A 16,616-nucleotide genomic window follows, 5' to 3' on the forward strand; every position below is an offset into this window, starting at 1 on the left:
CGACGCACCACCGACGCACCCCTCAGGACGTGCTCCGACCGTGCGCCCGTCAGCACCTCGACAAAGGAGTCCTTCGTGGCCAACCTGACCATCTCGAACCGCTCGGCCGCCGACACGGCCGGCGACGCGCTCGTCGTCGCGCTCGTCCCCGGTGACGGCGGTGCCGCTCTGGCCCCCGGCCACGGACTCCCCCGCAAGACCGTCGCCCACCTCAAGTCCGTCGTCACCGACCTCGAGCTCGCCGGCAAGGTCGGAGAGGTCACGACCCTCGCGGCCGTGCCGGAGGTCGCCGCCAAGCTCGTCGTGCTCGCCGGTGTCGGCGAGCTGTCCGGCGACGCGTCCGCCCTCGAGGACGTCCGCAAGGGCTTCGGTGGCGCGATCCGCAGCCTGAGCCGCAAGAAGAAGGTCGCGGTCGTCGTGCCCGGCACGTCCGTCGAGATCGTCTCCGCCGTCGCCGAGGGCGTGGCCCTCGGGGCGTATGCCGTGTCCAAGGCGGGCACGCGCAGCACCGATGCCGTCGACGCGGTCGCCCTCGTCGGCCCGGCCGACGCCGCCTCGCGTCGCGCGGTCAAGCGCGCCGCCGCGCTCGGCGAGGCCGTCGCCTACACGCGCGACCTCGTCAACCTCCCGCCGAACCTGCTCTACCCGGAGACCTTCGTCGACTCGCTCGCCGACCGCGTCAAGGGCACCAAGGTCAAGCTCAAGTCCTACGACATGAAGGCGCTGCGAGCCGGTGGCTTCGGGGGCACCGTGGGCGTCGGCCAGGGCTCGGCCAACGAGCCGCGGATCGCCGTCCTCAGCTACACCCCGACCCGTCCCAAGGCGTCCATCGCCTTCGTCGGCAAGGGCATCACCTTCGACTCGGGCGGCCTCTGCATCAAGCCGGCCAACGGGATGCTGACGATGAAGTGCGACATGGCCGGAGCGGCCGCCGTGGCCGGTGCCGTCCTCGCCATCGCCGAGCTCGGTCTGCCGATCGCCGTCACCGGCTACCTCGGCCTGGCCGAGAACATGCCGAGCTCCACGGCCCAGCGCCCGAGCGACGTCGTGACGATGCGCGGCGGGACGACCGTCGAGGTGCTCAACACCGACGCCGAGGGCCGCATGGTCCTCGGTGACTGCATCGCCCTGGCCTCGGAGACCAAGCCCGACGCCATCGTCGACATCGCGACCCTCACCGGTGCGCAGGTCGTCGCGCTCGCCAACACGGCCGCCGTCATGGGCAACGACGACGACTTCCGCACCCGGGTCCTCGACGCTGCGTCGACGGTCGGCGAGGCCATGTGGCCGATGCCGCTGCCGACCGAGCTGCGTCCGGGCCTCGACTCGATCAACGCCGATCTCGCGCACAAGGGCGGCGCCGAGGGCGGCATGCTGACCGCCGGCATCTTCCTCGGCGAGTTCGTCGGCGAGGGCATCCCGTGGAGCCACCTCGACATCGCCGGACCGGCCTACAACGACAAGGCACCGACGGGCTACTGGCCCAAGGGCGGCACCGGCTTCGGGGTGCGCACCCTCGTGGGCCTCGCCGAGTCCTACCTCTGACGCCGACGTGCGAGAGGCCCCGTTCCGTGACGGAACGGGGCCTCTCGGCGTGTGCGGCTGGGTCAGCCGCCGGACTTGCGACGGAACATCTGCTGGGCCTTGGCGGGGCCGTGTGCACCGTGCACCTTGGTGCGGTCGTGGTCGTCGGAGACGTCCTTGCCACCGTGGGCGTGCTTCTTGTCGAGCGCCGCACGGAACTTGGCCTTCATCTCCTCGCTCGGACCGCTGGATTCGCCATCCTGCTTCGACATTCGAGAACCTCCTGTGTGCTGTGGCGCCGAATCCGGCACGGACTGAACGCTTTTCACCCTGTCAGCGAACCGGGACCCGGTCCACCCCTTTTGCCCGGCAACCGACCACGAGGTCGTATGCCGTGTCGCCGGGTCAGGCGTCACCCTGACGTCGGCGCTTGCTCCACTCGCGCATCCGGTTGGGATAGCCCGTCTTGTTGACGTCGTAGACCGGGACGCCGAGCTTCTGGCTGATCTCGAAGCCGTCCTTGGGAGATGGCACGGCGCGACGCGTCCACTCGCCGTCCCACGCGATGAGCACGATGGTCGTGGGGGTGACGCTCGTGGCGGGCTCGACGTAGGCCTCGACACCGAGCCGGGACTCGACGAACGCGCGCAGGTGCTGCTCGACCGCCTTCCGGTCGATCTCCATCTGCGGCCCGTCGGACCGGCCGGGGAAGGGATTGCCCTTGCGGCTGCCGCGTCGTGAGAACCAGCCCATGGCGGCACTGTACGGGGTCGACCCGTGCTCACCACCACAGCGCGCCGGGAGGCGTGACCTGCCTGTGACGTCTCATCCGATCAATGACAAGATGCTCTTGCACGCCCACCCGTACGCCCACCCACGCGTACGCCAGAACGTCCGCGGACTCCTGCTGCACGACGGCGGGAGCAGGCGATTCACCCGAAGGAGCACATGCACATGCCGGCTGGTGCCGCAGGCGACTACGACGTCGTCATTCTCGGTGGAGGGTCCGGCGGCTACGCCTGTGCCCTGCGGTCGGCAGAGCTGGGGCTCTCCGTGGCACTCGTGGAGAAGGGGCGTCTGGGCGGCACGTGCCTGCACCAGGGCTGCATCCCGACCAAGGCGCTGCTCCACGCCGCCGAGGTCGCCGACGTCGCCCGCGAGGGTGCGAGCTTCGGGGTGAAGACGACCTTCGAGTCCGTCGACATGTCGGGCGTCAACGCCTACAAGGACGGCGTCATCAGCCGCCTCTACAAGGGACTCCAGGGTCTCGTGAAGGCCGCGAAGATCGACTACGTCGAAGGGTCGGGCGTCCTCGACGGGCCCCACACCGTCGTCGTCGGCGACCGCCGCATCACCGGTCGCAACGTCGTGCTCGCCACCGGAAGCTATGCGAAGTCGCTCCCGGGGCTCGAGATCGGCGGCCGCATCATGACGAGCGAGCAGGCCCTCGCCATCGACCACGTGCCGGCCCGGGTCGTCGTGCTCGGTGGCGGTGTCATCGGCGTCGAGTTCGCCTCCGTCTTCAAGAGCTTCGGCTCCGAGGTGACGATCGTCGAGGCGCTCCCACGTCTCGTCGCGGCCGAGGACGAAGCCATCAGCAAGCAGCTCGAACGCTCCTTCCGCAAGCGCAAGATCGCCTTCAAGACCGGTGTGCGCTTCGCCGGCGCGACCCAGCAGGGCGACGTCGTGACGGTGTCGCTCGAGTCGGGCGGGACCATCGAGGCCGACCTGCTCCTCGTCGCGGTCGGGCGCGGTCCGGTCACCGAGGGCCTGGGCTACGAAGCCGCCGGCGTCACCGTCGACCGCGGCTTCGTGCCCACCGACGAGCGGCTGCGCACCAGCGCCGCGGGCGTCTACGCCGTCGGTGACATCGTGCCCGGCCTGCAGCTCGCACACCGCGGCTTCGCCCAGGGCATCTTCGTCGCCGAGGAGATCGCGGGACTCGCACCCGCCGCCATCGACGAGATGGGCATCCCCCGCGTCACGTACTGCGACCCCGAGATCGCGAGCGTCGGCCTCACCGAGGCCCAGGCCCGCGAGAAGCACGGTGACGTCGCGACGTACGAGTACAACCTCGGCGGCAACGGCAAGTCCCAGATCCTCGGCACCCAGGGCTTCGTCAAGCTCGTGCGGCAGGTCGACGGACCCGTCGTCGGCGTCCACATGATCGGCGCCCGGATGGGCGAGCAGATCGGCGAGGCACAGCTCATCGTCAACTGGGAGGCGCACCCGGAGGACGTCGCCGGTCTCATCCACGCGCACCCCACACAGAACGAGGCGCTCGGCGAGGCACACTTGGCCTTGGCGGGTAAGCCCCTGCACGCACACGCTTGAGCCAGAAACTGGGAAGAGGAGAAAACACGTCATGTCAGAACGCGTGACCATGCCGGCCCTGGGTGAGTCAGTCACCGAGGGGACCATCACCCGCTGGCTGAAGAACGTCGGTGACCGCGTCGAGGTCGACGAGCCGCTGCTCGAGGTCTCGACCGACAAGGTCGACACCGAGATCCCCTCCCCCGTGGCGGGCACCCTCCAGGAGATCCTCGCCCAGGAGGACGACACCGTCCCCGTCGGCGCCGATCTCGCCGTCATCGGCGACGGCGAGGCTCCCGCGTCCGGTGGCGACGCCCCGGCCGCCGAGGAGGCCCCCGAGCCCGAGCAGGCCGCCCCGGCACCCGAGGCCCCGAGCACCGAGCAGGAGCCGCAGGCCGCGACCAGCGAGCCCGAGGCCGAGCAGGCCGAGGCGCCCCAGGCTGCTGCGTCGTCGTCCGGTGGTGGCGAGGGCCAGACCGTGACCATGCCGGCGCTCGGCGAGTCCGTGACCGAGGGCACCGTCACCCGCTGGCTCAAGTCCGAGGGCGACGAGGTCGCCGTCGACGAGCCGCTCCTCGAGGTCTCGACCGACAAGGTCGACACCGAGATTCCGTCGCCGGTCGCCGGCACCCTGACCAAGATCCTCGTCCAGGAGGACGACACCGTGCCGGTCGGTGCCGACCTCGCCGTCATCGGCGGTGGCGCGCCCGCCGCGCCCGCCGCGCCCGCCGCGGCCGCCGAGCCCGCCAAGGCACCCGAGCCCGAGCCCGCGAAGGCACCGGAGCCGGAGCCCGCGCCGGATAAGGCACCGGAGCCCGCCGCCGAGGCACCGAAGGCTCCGGCCCAGGAGCAGCCGGAGGAGGCGACGCAGGAGGCTGCCGGCAAGCCGGCCGACGCCGAGCGCGCCCCCGCCCAGCAGTCCCCCGAGGCCGCCGCACCGGCACCGTCCGCTGCCACGCCGTCGCGCGACGACGCCGCCGCCTACGTCACGCCGCTCGTGCGCAAGCTCGCGAACCAGCACGGTGTCGACCTCGGGTCGATCACCGGCACGGGCGTCGGCGGTCGCATCCGCAAGCAGGACGTGCTCGACGCCGCCGAGGCCGCGAAGGCCCCGGCTCCCGCCCCGGCAGCCCCGGCTGCTGCGCCCGCCGCCCCCGCGGCATCCGCTCCGTCGGGTGCCTCGTCCGCTGCGGCGGCGGTCTCGCCGAAGCGCGGCACGCGCGAGAAGATGACGCGGCTGCGCAAGGTCATCGCGACCCGCATGGTCGAGTCGCTCCAGGTCTCGGCCCAGCTGACGACCGTCGTCGAGGTCGACCTCACGAAGGTGGCCCGCCTGCGCGCCAAGGTCAAGAGCGACTTCGAGGCCCGCGAGGGTACGAAGCTCAGCTTCCTGCCGTTCCTCGCCCTGGCCGCCACCGAGGCGCTCAAGGCGCACCCGATGGTCAACGCGAGCATCGACGGCGACGAGGTCGTCTACCACGGCAGCGAGAACCTCTCGATCGCCGTCGACACCGAGAAGGGCCTCATCGTCCCGGTCGTCAAGAACGCCGGTGACCTCAACATCGCCGGCCTCGCCCGGGCGATCGCCGACGTCGCCGCGCGCACGCGCAGCAACAAGATCACGCCCGACGACCTGGCCGGTGGCACCTTCACCATCACCAACACCGGCAGCCGCGGCGCGCTCTTCGACACGCCGATCATCAACCAGCCGCAGGTCGCCATCCTCGGCACCGGCGCGATCGTCAAGCGGCCCGTCGTCGTCACGGACGCCGACGGCGGCGAGACCATCGCGATCCGCTCGATGATGTACCTCGCGCTGTCCTACGACCACCGCATCGTCGACGGGGCCGACGCCGCTCGGTTCCTCGGCACGATGAAGGCCAGGCTCGAAGAGGGCCAGTTCGAGGCCTGAGGTCGCCTGCATGAGGAGCAACCCCATGACGAAGCGCGTCGCCGTCACCGGCTCGTCCGGCCTGATCGGCGGCGCGCTTCGTCGTGCGCTCGCCGAACGCGGCGACGAGGTCGTGCGCCTCGTGCGCCACGCCACCTCCGCCGCGGACGAGGTCCAGTGGGACCCCAGCCGCGGCCGTATCGACGAGCGGGCGCTCGACGGGGTCGACGCGGTCGTCAACCTCGCCGGCGTCGGCATCGGCGACCGACGGTGGAACCCCGAGCACAAGCGCGAGGTCGAGCGCTCGCGCACGGACGCGACCGGCACGGTGGCCCAGGCCCTGGTCGCCCACCGCGACCGCACCGGCGAGGCCATCCGTCTCGTCAACGCGTCGGCCGTCGGCTACTACGGTGACCGGGGCGAGGAGCACCTGCCCGAGACGAGCGAGCCGGGACAGGACTTCCTCTCCGGCGTCGTCGTGCGGTGGGAGGGCGCAGCGCAGCCGGCGGTCGACGCGGGTCTCCCCGTCGCCTTCGTCCGCACCGGGCTCGTCATGGCTCTTGAGGGCGGCGCCTTCGAGCAGGTCGTCCTGCTCGGACGTCTCGGCCTCGGCGGCCCGATGGGATCGGGGCGCGAGTGGTGGCCGTGGATCACCCTCGTCGACGAGGTCCGCGCGATCCTGCACCTCGTCGACCATCCGGAGCTCGCCGGGCCGTTCAACCTCGTCGCGCCCGGGGTCGCCCGACAGGGTGAGATCGCGTCGGCCATCGGTTCGGCGCTGTCACGCCCGGCCTTCGTCCCCGCACCCCGCTTCGCCCTGCGCGCCGTCATCGGCGAGTTCGCCGACTACGTCGTCGCGAGCCAGCGGGTCGAGCCCGAGGCCCTGCTCGCCTCCGGCTTCACCTTCGAGCACCCCGACCTCGACGGGGCCGTCAGGTGGCTGGTGAAGCGCTGATCGCGCTGATCCGCCATCCCTCGGACCCGCGCATCAGCCGGAAGTCGAGCTGACGACCGGCGTCCGCCGGTCGCACGAGCCGTGCACCACCCCCGGTGACGACGACGTATGCCGTCCAGTCGACCCGGGCGCGCACGACCGCCTCCGTCGGTGACCCCGTCACGAAGGCCGCGTCGGCGACCTCGAGCCGCAGCCCCTCCCAGCGCGCCCGGGCGCCGACGAGCCCCGAGACCAGGGCCCGGTCGCTCGACAGGCTCGGTGAGCCGGGCGCGTGGACCCGGGCCAGTGCCGTCGCGTCCCGCCCGACGAGGGCGGCCGACCGCCGGTCGCTCAGGGCCTGCATCAGGTCCTCCGGCCGCGCCGAGGGGCTCGCGGCGTCCCGCAGCACCCGGTCCGCCGCGCTGTCGCCCGGAGCCGGCGATGCCGTCGGAACCGCCGGTGTGGTCGGCGTCGACGAGGTCGAGGGTGGCGTCAGCGACGCGGGGTCCCGGGCCGCCCACGCCCACCCCGCGGCGGCCACCAGCGGCACCGCGACGAGCGCCGCCGTGACGGCCCGGCGAGGCCACCTTCGGGAGTCCTGCTCTGCGGGTGCCGGCTCGCGCCCGGCCTCGGCCCGGAGCCGGTGGGTCAGTGCTGACGCCTGGTCGGCCCCGACCACGACCTCGACCGGCTCGGCCGGGACCGCGTCGTAGAAGAGGCCGGCCAGCTCGGCCGCACGCGGACGTCGGGTCGGGTCGGGGTCGATGGCCGCCGCGACGACGGCGGCGAGCTCGGGACCGACGTGGCTGACGATGATCTCCTCGTCGAGCCGCACCATCGTGTCCGGCGCCCCGTTGCCGGTGAGGCAGAACCACGCGACGGCGCCGAGGGCGTACACGTCGGAGGACTCGTCCGGCGCCGCGCCGAGGAGCACCTCGGGAGCGATGTATCCGGTCGTGCCGTGCACTGCACCGGGCTCGCGACCGGGCACGCGCACGGCGCCGAGGTCGAGCAGGACGGGGCGTCCGTCGGAGGTCAGGGTGACGTTGGACGGGGAGATGTCGGCGTGCACCCCGCCCGCCGCGTGGAGGTGGGCGACGGCCTCGCAGACCGGAGTGAGGACGGTGACGACCTCGCCCGCGCGCAGGTGTCCGCGACTGCGCACCATCGCGGACAGCGGTGCCCCGGTGACGAGGTCGAAGACGAGGGCCTCGCGACCGTCGGCGAGCGGCACGACCGACCGGAGCGGCACGAGGTGGTCGTGCTGCACGGCCAGCAGCACCTGCTGCTCGGCGAGGGACTGCTGCCGGTCGAGCTCGTCGCGGACGAGGTGCGGCACCTTGAGCGCCACCCGACGCCCCGTCGCGTCGACCCCCGACCACACGACCGCCGACGCGCCCGTCCCGATGACGGCGTCGACACGGTGCCCCGGCACGTGGGGACGCTCCGGCGGCTGCTCCGGTCGCTTCTCTCGCTCGTGCTCGGTCACCCGACCATGCAAGCAGCGCCGCGCCGGGCCGCGGGCGCGTCGTCCACAGGGTCCCGACGAGGACCGCCCCCGACGACGGACCGGGTGACCCGGCATACACCCGCGGTCGGTGTCGGGCCCACCCTCAGGGGGTCTGGCCGGGCGTCACGACGTCGACGACCCTGCGGTCCCGGGCGCTGATCCGTGCGGCGTCAACGACGGCGAGGACGTGCACCGCATCGCGCGGGTCGACCGGCATCGTCGCCTGCGGGTCCGACGAGACGAGGGCGGCCGCGACGGCCCGGTAGAAGTTCGCCTGGTCGGCGTCGGTCACGACGGGTCCCCGCTCACGCTCCTCACCGCGCACGATCCAGCCGATGGCGTCCCCGTCGTTCTCGAACTCGGTGAACGCGCTGACGTCGTCGACCTGGCGGCCGATGACGAAGGAGCCCGTCGAGCCGTTGACGCGGGCGCGCGGGCCGGGAGCCCCGTTGACCGAGCTCGACATGACGTGGCTGACGACACCCGAGGTGTGCCGGCACGCGAGGAACGTGTCGTCGTCGGCGACCGTCGTGCGGGAGTCGACCTCGGCATAGACCGACTCGACCTCACCGTGCAGAAGCACCGCCTGGTCGACGAGGTGGGTCTGCAGGTCGAGCAGCAGACCGCCGCCCTCCTCGGCGGGGACCTGCTCGCGCCACCGCTGCTTGGGCACGGGACGCCAACGGTCCCAACGGTATTCGGCCCTCCAGATGTCACCGACGAGATCGTCGTCGCGTACGATGCGCAGCGCGGCCAGCTCGGGGTCGAAGCGCCGGTTGTTGAAGACGGTGAGGGGCACGCCGTGGTGGGCGGCGAGGTCGACGACGTCGAGGGCACGGCTCGCGTCCACGGCGAGCGGCTTGTCGACGACGAGCGGGATGCCCGCCTCGATGACGCGCTCGGCCTGCTCGGCGTGCACGCCGCTCGGTGACGCGAGGACGACGAGGTCGAGGCCGTCGATCCCGAGGAGCGTCTCGAGGTCGGGGACGACCTCGGCGCCCGGGAGGTCGGCCCGCACCTCGTCGGCACGGGTCGCGTTCGACGTCGACACTGCTGCCACCGTGAGCCCGGCCCGCCCGATGAGGGGTGCGTGGATGCCCCGACCGGCCGAGCCGTAGCCGACGAGTCCGACACGCAGCGGGGTGGACGGGGACGGCTCGGTGGCAGGCATTCCGGCATCGTATGCCGCCCGGCGTAGGGTGGCCGCATGCGCTTCGTCCACCTCGGTCTCGACCCCGACTTCGTCGACTACGAGCAGGCGTGGCAGGTCCAGCGCGACACCCACGCGAAGGTCGTCGCGGGCGAGGAGCCCGACACCGTCTACCTTCTCGAGCACCGCGCCGTCTACACCGCGGGCAAGCGCACCGAGCCGCAGGAGCGCCCCAACGACGGCACGCCCGTCATCGACGTCGACCGCGGCGGCAAGATCACCTGGCACGGTCCGGGCCAGATCACCGGCTACCCGATCGTCCGGCTCCCCGCGCCCATCGACGTCGTCGGCTACGTCCGGCACATCGAGGAGATGATGATCCGCGTCTGCGCCGACTTCGGCGTCGAGGCCGGCCGCGTCGAGGGCGAGAGCGGCACGTGGATCGCCGCCGACGACCGCGGCCCGCGCCGCAAGATCGGTGCCATCGGCATCCGGGTCAGCCGCCAGGTCGCCATGCACGGCTTCGCCCTCAACTGCAACCCCGACCTGTCCTGGGGCGAGGTCATCATCCCGTGCGGCATCGTCGGTGCCGGGGTCACGTCCCTGTCGTTCGAGCTCGGGCGCGACGTGCCGGTCACCGAGGTGCTCCCCCACGTCGAGAAGCACCTCGCCGACATCCTCCCGGCTCTCCGGCCGAACCGCCGCGCGCTCGCCTGACCCGTCCGGGCCGGACCGGCCCGTCCCGGCGTTTCCCGGCCCGTCCCGAGACCGTATGCCGTGTCGTGCCCGGCGGGTCCGCGCGCGGTCCGTCGGGCCCACCCCTAGGGTGTCGACCACCAACCGGTCGAACCAGGGGGATCGATGGACGTCGCCGTCCGCACCGTCAACCTACGCAAGACGTACCTGAGCCGAGGGTCGAGACGCGTCGCCGTCACCGGCCTGTCGATGGCCGTGCCCCTCGGAGGCGTGCACGGCTTCCTCGGGCCGAACGGCTCCGGCAAGACGACGACGATCCGGATGCTGCTCGGCCTCGTGCGCGCCGACTCCGGCACCGCCGAGGTCTTCGGCGAGGCGGTGCCCAAGCGGCTGCCGCACGTCGTCGACCGGGTCGGGGCGATCGTCGAGTCACCGAAGTTCTTCCCGGCGTTCACCGCCCGTCAGAACCTCACCCTGCTCGCGAGCGCGATCGGCAGCCCACGCCACCGCGTCGACGAGGTCCTCGAGGCGACGCACCTCGGCGACCGCGGTCGCGACCGGTACGCCGGCTTCTCGCTCGGCATGAAGCAGCGCCTCGCCATCGCGGCGACGCTGCTCAAGGACCCCGACCTGCTCATCTTCGACGAGCCCACCAACGGACTCGACCCCGCCGGGATCCGCGAGGTGCGCGACACGATGCGGACGCTCGGCGAACAGGGCAAGACGGTGCTCGTCAGCTCGCACATCCTCGCCGAGGTCGAGCAGGTCGCCGACACGGTCTCGATCATCGGGCACGGGTCGCTGCTCGCCGAGGGGCGCGTCAGCGACATCCTCGGCGGCGCGGGCGCCGGCACCGCGCAGGTGCGGGTCGGAGTCGCCTCCCCGGACCGAGCCGCCGAGGTGCTGACCGCCGACGGCTTCACCCTGACCCGCGACGACGCCTACCTCGTCGTCGGGACCGACGACCCTTCTGCCGTCACCCGGGCGCTCGCCGGGCACGGCCTCTACGTCGCCGAGCTCGTGCCGGTGCGCCCGGACCTCGAGTCCGCCTTCCTCGCCCTCACCGCCGACGAGGGCCTCGGCACCGATGCCGACCGGGCTGCCGGTGGACGACGGAGCGGTGGTGCCGCATGAGCAGCACGCTCGTCTCCCCCGACTCCCGCCCCCGCGCCGACCGGCGGCCGAAGGGCACGTCGTTCGCCGGACTCGTCGGCGTCGAGCTGCGCCGTCTGTGGTGGCGCCGCCTGACCAAGGTGGTCGTGGCCGCCGTCGTCGTCTTCATCGGCGCGACCGTCTACAACGCCTACAACGAGAGCTCGCCCGAGCGCATCGCCCAGCAGCTCGACAGCTACCGGATCATGCAGCAGGAGGCACCGCGCATGGTCGAGGAGTGCCACAAGCAGGAGGCCATCGAGCGCGACCGCAGCGGTGACCCGACGCTCGACTTCGGGTGCGACCAGCAGGGCCAGGCCCCGACGCTCGAGCAGATGGGCCTCGCGCTCCCCCTGGCCGACACGATCACGGAGGGCATCGCCAAGACCATCGCCCTGCTGCTCGCCTTCGTGGCCCTGCTCCTCGGAGCGAGCTTCGTCGGGGCCGAGTTCTCCACCGGCTCGATGGGCCTGTGGCTCACCTTCCAGCCCCGTCGACTGCGCGTCGCCGCCAGCAAGCTCACGGCGGCAGCTGCCGGCGGCGTCGCCATCGCCGTCCTGGGCCTGGTCCTGGCCAACCTCGGTGCCCGCATGGTCGCCGTCGTCAACCGACCCGGATCGGACCTCAAGCTGCCTCCAGCGCCGGCTCTCGAGGAGCCACTCGCAGTGCTCGGCCTGCGCATCGTCGCGCTGGCACTGGGCGCCGGAGTCGTCGGGGCGGCGCTCGGTCTGCTCCTGCGGCACACGGCCGCGATCATCGGGGCCGTGCTCGGCTTCGCCGTGGTCGTCGAGGGCATCGTCATGCAGGCGTTCCTGCAGGGTCGGCTCCAGCCGTGGTCGGTCCTGAAGAACATCGAGGCGTTCATCGACCGGGGCACCACGTACTTCGCTGAGTCCTGCGGGCCCTCGTCGTGCGACTACACCGAGCGGACGCTCAGCTACACGCACGGCTGGGTCTTCCTGCTCGTCGTCGCCCTTGCGGTCGTGCTCGCGGGGGTCGCCGCCTTCCGGCGCCGCGACGTCACCTGACGCACGGGCGCGCCTGCCCCCGGAACCAGCCACCCGGCATACGCCCTCGTCGAGGGTGGTCCTGGACGGTCCGTGGGGAGGCGTAACCTGTGCGGAGCAGCAAATCCCGACCAAGGAGCCCGTGTGTCTGTCGTTCCCGACGGCCGTCGTCTGCTGCGCGTCGAGGCGCGCAACGCCGAGACCCCCATCGAGCGCAAGCCGTCCTGGATCAGGACCACCGCGAAGATGGGGCCCGAGTACACCGCCCTGCACTCGATGGTGAAGTCCGAGGGCCTGCACACGGTGTGCCAGGAAGCCGCCTGTCCCAACATCTTCGAGTGCTGGGAGGACAAGGAGGCCACCTTCCTCATCGGGGGTGACGTCTGCACCCGGCGCTGCGACTTCTGCGACATCGCGACGGGTCGCCCGACCACCCTCGACCTCGACGAGCCGCGACGCGTGGCCGAGTCGGTCGCTCAGATGGGCCTGCGCTACTCGACGGTCACCGGTGTCGCCCGCGACGACCAGCCCGACGGCGCCGCCGGCCTCTACGCCGAGACGATCCGCCAGATCCACCTGCTCAACCCCAACACCGGCGTCGAGATCCTCCCGCCCGACTTCGGCGCCAAGCCCGAGCTCGTCGGTCACGTCTTCGACGCCCGGCCCGAGGTCTTCGCGCACAACCTCGAGACGGTGCCGCGCATCTTCAGGCGGATCCGTCCCGCCTTCACCTACGAGAAGTCGCTGGCCGTCCTGAGCATGGCGCGTGAGGCCGAGCTCGTCACGAAGAGCAACCTCATCCTCGGCATGGGCGAGACCGACACCGAGATCGAGGAGGCCATCCGCGACCTCCACGACGCCGGCTGCGACATCCTCACGATCACCCAGTACCTCCGGCCCTCGAAGCTGCACCACCCGATCGACCGGTGGGTCAAGCCCGAGGAGTTCGTCCACTGGTCGGAGGTCGCCGAGGAGATGGGCTTCAAGGGCGTCATGGCGGGTCCGCTCGTGCGTTCGTCGTACCGCGCCGGGCGTCTCTGGGCCACCGCGATGCGCAAGTGGGGACGTGAGATCCCCGCTCACCTGTCGCACCTGGCCGAGGCCGCCGGCTCCCCCGCCCGCCAGGAGGCGGCGTCGTTGGTGGCCCGCGCCCAGAGCGCCGTATCCTGAGCACCATGGCACGCAACAAGGACGGCGACGCGAGCAGCGCGCCCCAGGAGAAGAAGCAGGGACGACTGTCCCAGATCCGTGACGTCTACCGGGTCTCCAAGCAGGCTGACCCGCTCATCGGCTGGTTCATGCTGCTGTCGTTCCTCGTCGTCTTCGGGGTGCTGCTCGTCATCGGCTTCCTCGTCAAGCTGCCGTGGATCTTCGGCATCTTCGGGGTGCTCTTCGGCGTCCTCGCCGCGACGATCATCATGAGCCGCCGGGCCGAGCGGGCCGCCTACAGCCAGATCGAGGGCCAGGCCGGTGCCGCCGGCGCGGCGCTCACCTCGATCCGTCGCGGCTGGTACACCGACCGTGAGCCCGTCGCCGCCGACGTTGCGCGTCCCGGCGACATCAACTCCGCCGCCATGGTCTACCGCGCGCTGGGCCGCCCCGGCGTCGTCCTCGTCGGCGAGGGCCCCACGAGCCGCGTCCAGAAGCTGCTCGCCACCGAGAAGAAGCGTGTCGAGCGGGTCGCCCCCGGTGTCCCCGTCACGACGATGCGCGTCGGCTCGGGCGAGAACGAGGTGCCGCTGCCCAAGCTCGCGAGCAAGGTCCAGCGCCTCAAGCCGCAGATCACCAAGGACGAGATGGCGCTCGTCAACAAGCGCCTCAAGGCCCTCGGTGGCCTGCGCGCTCCGCTCCCGCCCGGCGTCGACCCCATGCGCGCCCGCATGGACCGGAAGGCCCTGCGCGGCAAGTGATCCCGGCCGCCACGGCGGCATGACCCAGCAGTATGCGGAAGGGCCGGTTCCCGGGGAACCGGCCCTTCCGCATACTCGGTCGTCTCGGGTCGCGTGCTCGCGTCAGCGGGTTCGGACGATGACGGTGTTGGGCACCTTGTCGTGCAGTCCCCGGCCGTCGCGGTCCCAGACCACGGCGGGCAGGAAGAGGCACAGCAGGACGGTGCGGGCGATCGCCTGGAGCGGCAGGACGCGGTCGCCGACCAGCGAGCGCACCTGCAGGCCCATGATCCGGTGACCGATCGTGAAGCCGACCGTGCCGACCAGCACGAGGTGCATGACGCCGAACACGGCGAGGACGACGAACCCCTGGGCGCCGGACGCTGGCGGCTGCGAGAACGGCAGCGGCACGCCGAAGAGGCCCCGGGCGATCAAGGAGGCGATGGTCCAGTCGACGAGCACGCCCGCGAACCGGATGCCGAAGCCGGCCACCGAGCTGGGTCCGCTCGGCGGCAGGCCGAGGTCGCGACCTCGGTACTGCCCCTCGGCGTTCGTACGCGCGCGCGGGCCCTCGAGCCACGAGCCGAAATCCTTGCGGTCCACCACGGGTCCAGCGTAACGAGACGCGGCTCGGGCTCTTTGCCCGGGCCTGTCCATCCGTAACACCCGTGAAACATGAGGGTCATTGCCGAGAAATCGGCAGTCGATAGTGTCGACACCGACAGCACGAGGCCGTCCCTCGATCCCTGCCGCTCCGCGGAGCCCAGGACCGGGCGACGACCTCGCCCCACATCAGGAGGTTGGATGTTCAGCTCAGCTGACGAGGTCCTCACGTTCATCAAGGACGAGGACGTCAAGTTCGTCGACATTCGGTTCTGCGATCTGCCCGGTGTCATGCAGCACTTCAACGTGCCGGCTGAGTCGGTCGACGAGGACTTCTTCACCGTTGGTCAGATGTTCGACGGGTCCTCGATCCGCGGCTTCCAGGCGATCCACGAGTCAGACATGAAGCTCGTGCCCGACCCCGCGACGGCCTTCATCGACCCGTACCGCGCCGAGAAGACGCTGGTCATGAACTTCTCGATCCTCGACCCCTTCACGGACGAGCGCTACAGCCGCGACCCGCGCAACATCGCGAGCAAGGCCGAGGAGTACCTCAAGTCCACCGGCATCGCCGACACCGCCTACTTCGGTGCCGAGGCCGAGTTCTACATCTTCGACGACGTCCGCTTCGAGACCAAGCAGAACGCGTCGTACTACTACCTCGACTCCATCGAGGCCGCGTGGAACACCGGTCGTGTCGAGGAGGGCGGCAACAAGGGCTACAAGACCCGCTACAAGGGTGGCTACTTCCCCGTCTCCCCCGTCGACCACTTCGCCGACTTCCGCGACAAGATCTGCCTCGACCTCAAGGAGGTCGGTCTCAACGTCGAGCGCAGCCACCACGAGGTCGGCACCGCGGGCCAGATGGAGATCAACTACCGCTTCAACACGCTGCTCCACTCCGGCGACGACCTCATGAAGTTCAAGTACGTCGTCAAGAACTCCGCGTGGAAGCAGGGCCACACCGCGACCTTCATGCCGAAGCCGCTCTTCGGTGACAACGGCTCTGGCATGCACACGCACCAGTCGCTCTGGAAGGACGGCGAGCCCCTCTTCTACGACGAGCGTGGCTACGGCGGTCTGTCCGACCTCGCGCGCTGGTACATCGGCGGTCTGCTCAAGCACGCCCCGTCGCTGCTCGCCTTCACGAACCCGACGGTGAACTCCTACCACCGCCTGGTCCCCGGCTACGAGGCCCCGGTCAACCTCGTCTACTCCGCCCGCAACCGCTCGGCGTGTGTCCGCATCCCGATCACAGGCACGTCGCCGAAGGCCAAGCGCATCGAGTTCCGCGTTCCCGACCCGTCGGCGAACCCGTACCTCTGCTTCGCCGCCCAGCTCATGGCCGGTCTCGACGGCATCAAGAACCGCATCGAGCCGCCGGAGCCGGTCGACAAGGACCTCTACGAGCTGCCGCCCGAGGAGCACGCCGCGATCCAGCAGGTGCCCGGCTCGCTCCCCGAGGTGCTCGACGCGCTCGAGGCCGACCACGACTACCTTCTCGAGGGCGACGTGTTCACGCAGGACCTCATCGAGGCCTGGGTCGAGTACAAGCGCAAGAACGAGGTGGACCCGATCCGCTTCCGTCCGCACCCGCACGAGTTCGAGATGTACTTCGACATCTGAGTGACCTCACACGTCCGACGTGTGTGGAGAGGCCTTCGTGGTGCCCGACGTGGCAGTCGCGGAGGCCTCTCCGCGTGTCGTGGACGCGCCTCCGATCCCGCCACGGTGCCCGAGACCTCCGGTGGTGGTGGCCGACTCGAGGCTCATCAAGGCTCATCAAGGCTCATCAAGGCTCATCAAGGCTCAGCTGGGCTCAGCTGGGCGCCGACGCCCAGCAAGCCCTGTCGACGACGCTTGAAAACGAGGCCATAACGACGGTCGAAAACGAGGCCACCCAGACAGATTGGATGGGTGATCTCAGTGGAGGATTGGGCTCTGATC

Annotated in this window: 15 protein-coding genes; 10 read left to right on the forward strand and 5 right to left on the reverse strand. The window is 71.1% G+C overall.

Annotated features, from left to right (window positions below):
• Positions 1 to 75 precede the first annotated feature (75 nt).
• A complete protein-coding gene (locus ASH01_RS21720; protein WP_056781304.1) occupies positions 76 to 1,545 on the forward strand; it encodes a leucyl aminopeptidase in 1,470 nt (489 codons plus the stop codon).
• A 62-nt stretch (positions 1,546 to 1,607) separates the two neighbouring features.
• On the opposite strand, the gene ASH01_RS21725 is transcribed toward ASH01_RS21720, so the two are convergent.
• Both ASH01_RS21725 and ASH01_RS21730 read right to left on the reverse strand, forming a co-directional pair.
• Positions 1,608 to 1,796, reverse strand: coding sequence for a DUF5302 domain-containing protein (locus ASH01_RS21725; protein WP_020145427.1), 189 nt, complete (start codon positions 1,794 to 1,796; stop codon positions 1,608 to 1,610).
• 133 nt (positions 1,797 to 1,929) lie between these two features.
• The gene (locus ASH01_RS21730) at positions 1,930 to 2,277 is read right to left on the reverse strand and encodes a hypothetical protein (RefSeq protein ID WP_056781210.1); all 348 of its coding nucleotides are present in this window, start codon (positions 2,275 to 2,277) and stop codon (positions 1,930 to 1,932) included.
• A 201-nt stretch (positions 2,278 to 2,478) separates the two neighbouring features.
• Here ASH01_RS21730 and lpdA point away from each other — a divergent pair, with 201 nt between their 5' ends.
• Genes lpdA through ASH01_RS21745 form a run of 3 tightly spaced genes read left to right on the forward strand, consistent with a single transcriptional unit; the run spans position 2,479 to position 6,683 of the window.
• Positions 2,479 to 3,858, forward strand: coding sequence for a dihydrolipoyl dehydrogenase (lpdA, locus tag ASH01_RS21735; protein ID WP_056781308.1), 1,380 nt, complete (start codon positions 2,479 to 2,481; stop codon positions 3,856 to 3,858).
• A gap of 31 nt (positions 3,859 to 3,889) precedes the next feature.
• Entirely contained in the window at positions 3,890 to 5,749 is a 1,860-nt protein-coding gene (gene sucB, locus ASH01_RS21740; protein ID WP_056781212.1) for a 2-oxoglutarate dehydrogenase, E2 component, dihydrolipoamide succinyltransferase, read from the forward strand.
• Between the two features lie 25 nt (positions 5,750 to 5,774).
• Entirely contained in the window at positions 5,775 to 6,683 is a 909-nt protein-coding gene (locus ASH01_RS21745; RefSeq protein WP_056781215.1) for a TIGR01777 family oxidoreductase, read from the forward strand.
• Here the strand turns inward: ASH01_RS21745 and ASH01_RS21750 are convergent.
• Positions 6,661 to 8,151, reverse strand: a complete 1,491-nt coding sequence (locus ASH01_RS21750) for a protein kinase domain-containing protein (RefSeq protein ID WP_056781217.1) — start codon at positions 8,149 to 8,151, stop codon at positions 6,661 to 6,663. The genes ASH01_RS21745 and ASH01_RS21750 overlap by 23 nt on opposite strands.
• A gap of 124 nt (positions 8,152 to 8,275) precedes the next feature.
• Complete coding sequence (locus ASH01_RS21755; RefSeq protein ID WP_056781220.1) at positions 8,276 to 9,343, reverse strand: Gfo/Idh/MocA family protein; 1,068 nt, start codon at positions 9,341 to 9,343, stop codon at positions 8,276 to 8,278.
• A 36-nt stretch (positions 9,344 to 9,379) separates the two neighbouring features.
• On the opposite strand from ASH01_RS21755, the gene lipB reads away from it, so the two are divergent.
• The 5 genes from lipB to ASH01_RS21780 all read left to right on the forward strand — a co-directional run bounded on the left by lipB (position 9,380) and on the right by ASH01_RS21780 (position 14,087).
• Positions 9,380 to 10,039, forward strand: a complete 660-nt coding sequence (gene lipB / locus ASH01_RS21760; RefSeq protein WP_056781223.1) for a lipoyl(octanoyl) transferase LipB — start codon at positions 9,380 to 9,382, stop codon at positions 10,037 to 10,039.
• A gap of 144 nt (positions 10,040 to 10,183) precedes the next feature.
• Positions 10,184 to 11,152, forward strand: coding sequence for an ATP-binding cassette domain-containing protein (locus ASH01_RS21765; protein WP_056781226.1), 969 nt, complete (start codon positions 10,184 to 10,186; stop codon positions 11,150 to 11,152).
• Positions 11,149 to 12,198 carry an ABC transporter permease subunit gene (locus tag ASH01_RS21770; RefSeq protein WP_056781228.1) on the forward strand — a complete coding sequence of 350 codons (1,050 nt, stop codon included), beginning with the start codon at positions 11,149 to 11,151 and terminating at the stop codon, positions 12,196 to 12,198. Before ASH01_RS21765 ends, ASH01_RS21770 begins: the two co-directional genes overlap by 4 nt.
• Before the next feature lie 123 nt (positions 12,199 to 12,321).
• On the forward strand, positions 12,322 to 13,347 hold the full coding sequence (lipA, locus tag ASH01_RS21775) for a lipoyl synthase (protein WP_056781231.1): 1,026 nt from the start codon (positions 12,322 to 12,324) through the stop codon (positions 13,345 to 13,347).
• A gap of 5 nt (positions 13,348 to 13,352) precedes the next feature.
• On the forward strand, positions 13,353 to 14,087 hold the full coding sequence (locus ASH01_RS21780) for a DUF4191 domain-containing protein (protein WP_020145416.1): 735 nt from the start codon (positions 13,353 to 13,355) through the stop codon (positions 14,085 to 14,087).
• A 102-nt stretch (positions 14,088 to 14,189) separates the two neighbouring features.
• Here the strand turns inward: ASH01_RS21780 and ASH01_RS21785 are convergent, their stop codons facing one another.
• Positions 14,190 to 14,672 (reverse strand): RDD family protein, encoded by a 483-nt coding sequence (locus ASH01_RS21785; RefSeq protein ID WP_156415706.1) that lies wholly within the window; start codon positions 14,670 to 14,672, stop codon positions 14,190 to 14,192.
• Between the two features lie 198 nt (positions 14,673 to 14,870).
• Between ASH01_RS21785 and glnA the strand changes: the two genes are divergently transcribed.
• A complete protein-coding gene (glnA, locus tag ASH01_RS21790; protein WP_020145414.1) occupies positions 14,871 to 16,295 on the forward strand; it encodes a type I glutamate--ammonia ligase in 1,425 nt (474 codons plus the stop codon).
• Positions 16,296 to 16,616 lie beyond the last annotated feature (321 nt).

The organism is Terrabacter sp. Soil811 (assembly GCF_001429655.1).
Lineage (GTDB): Bacteria > Actinomycetota > Actinomycetes > Actinomycetales > Dermatophilaceae > Terrabacter.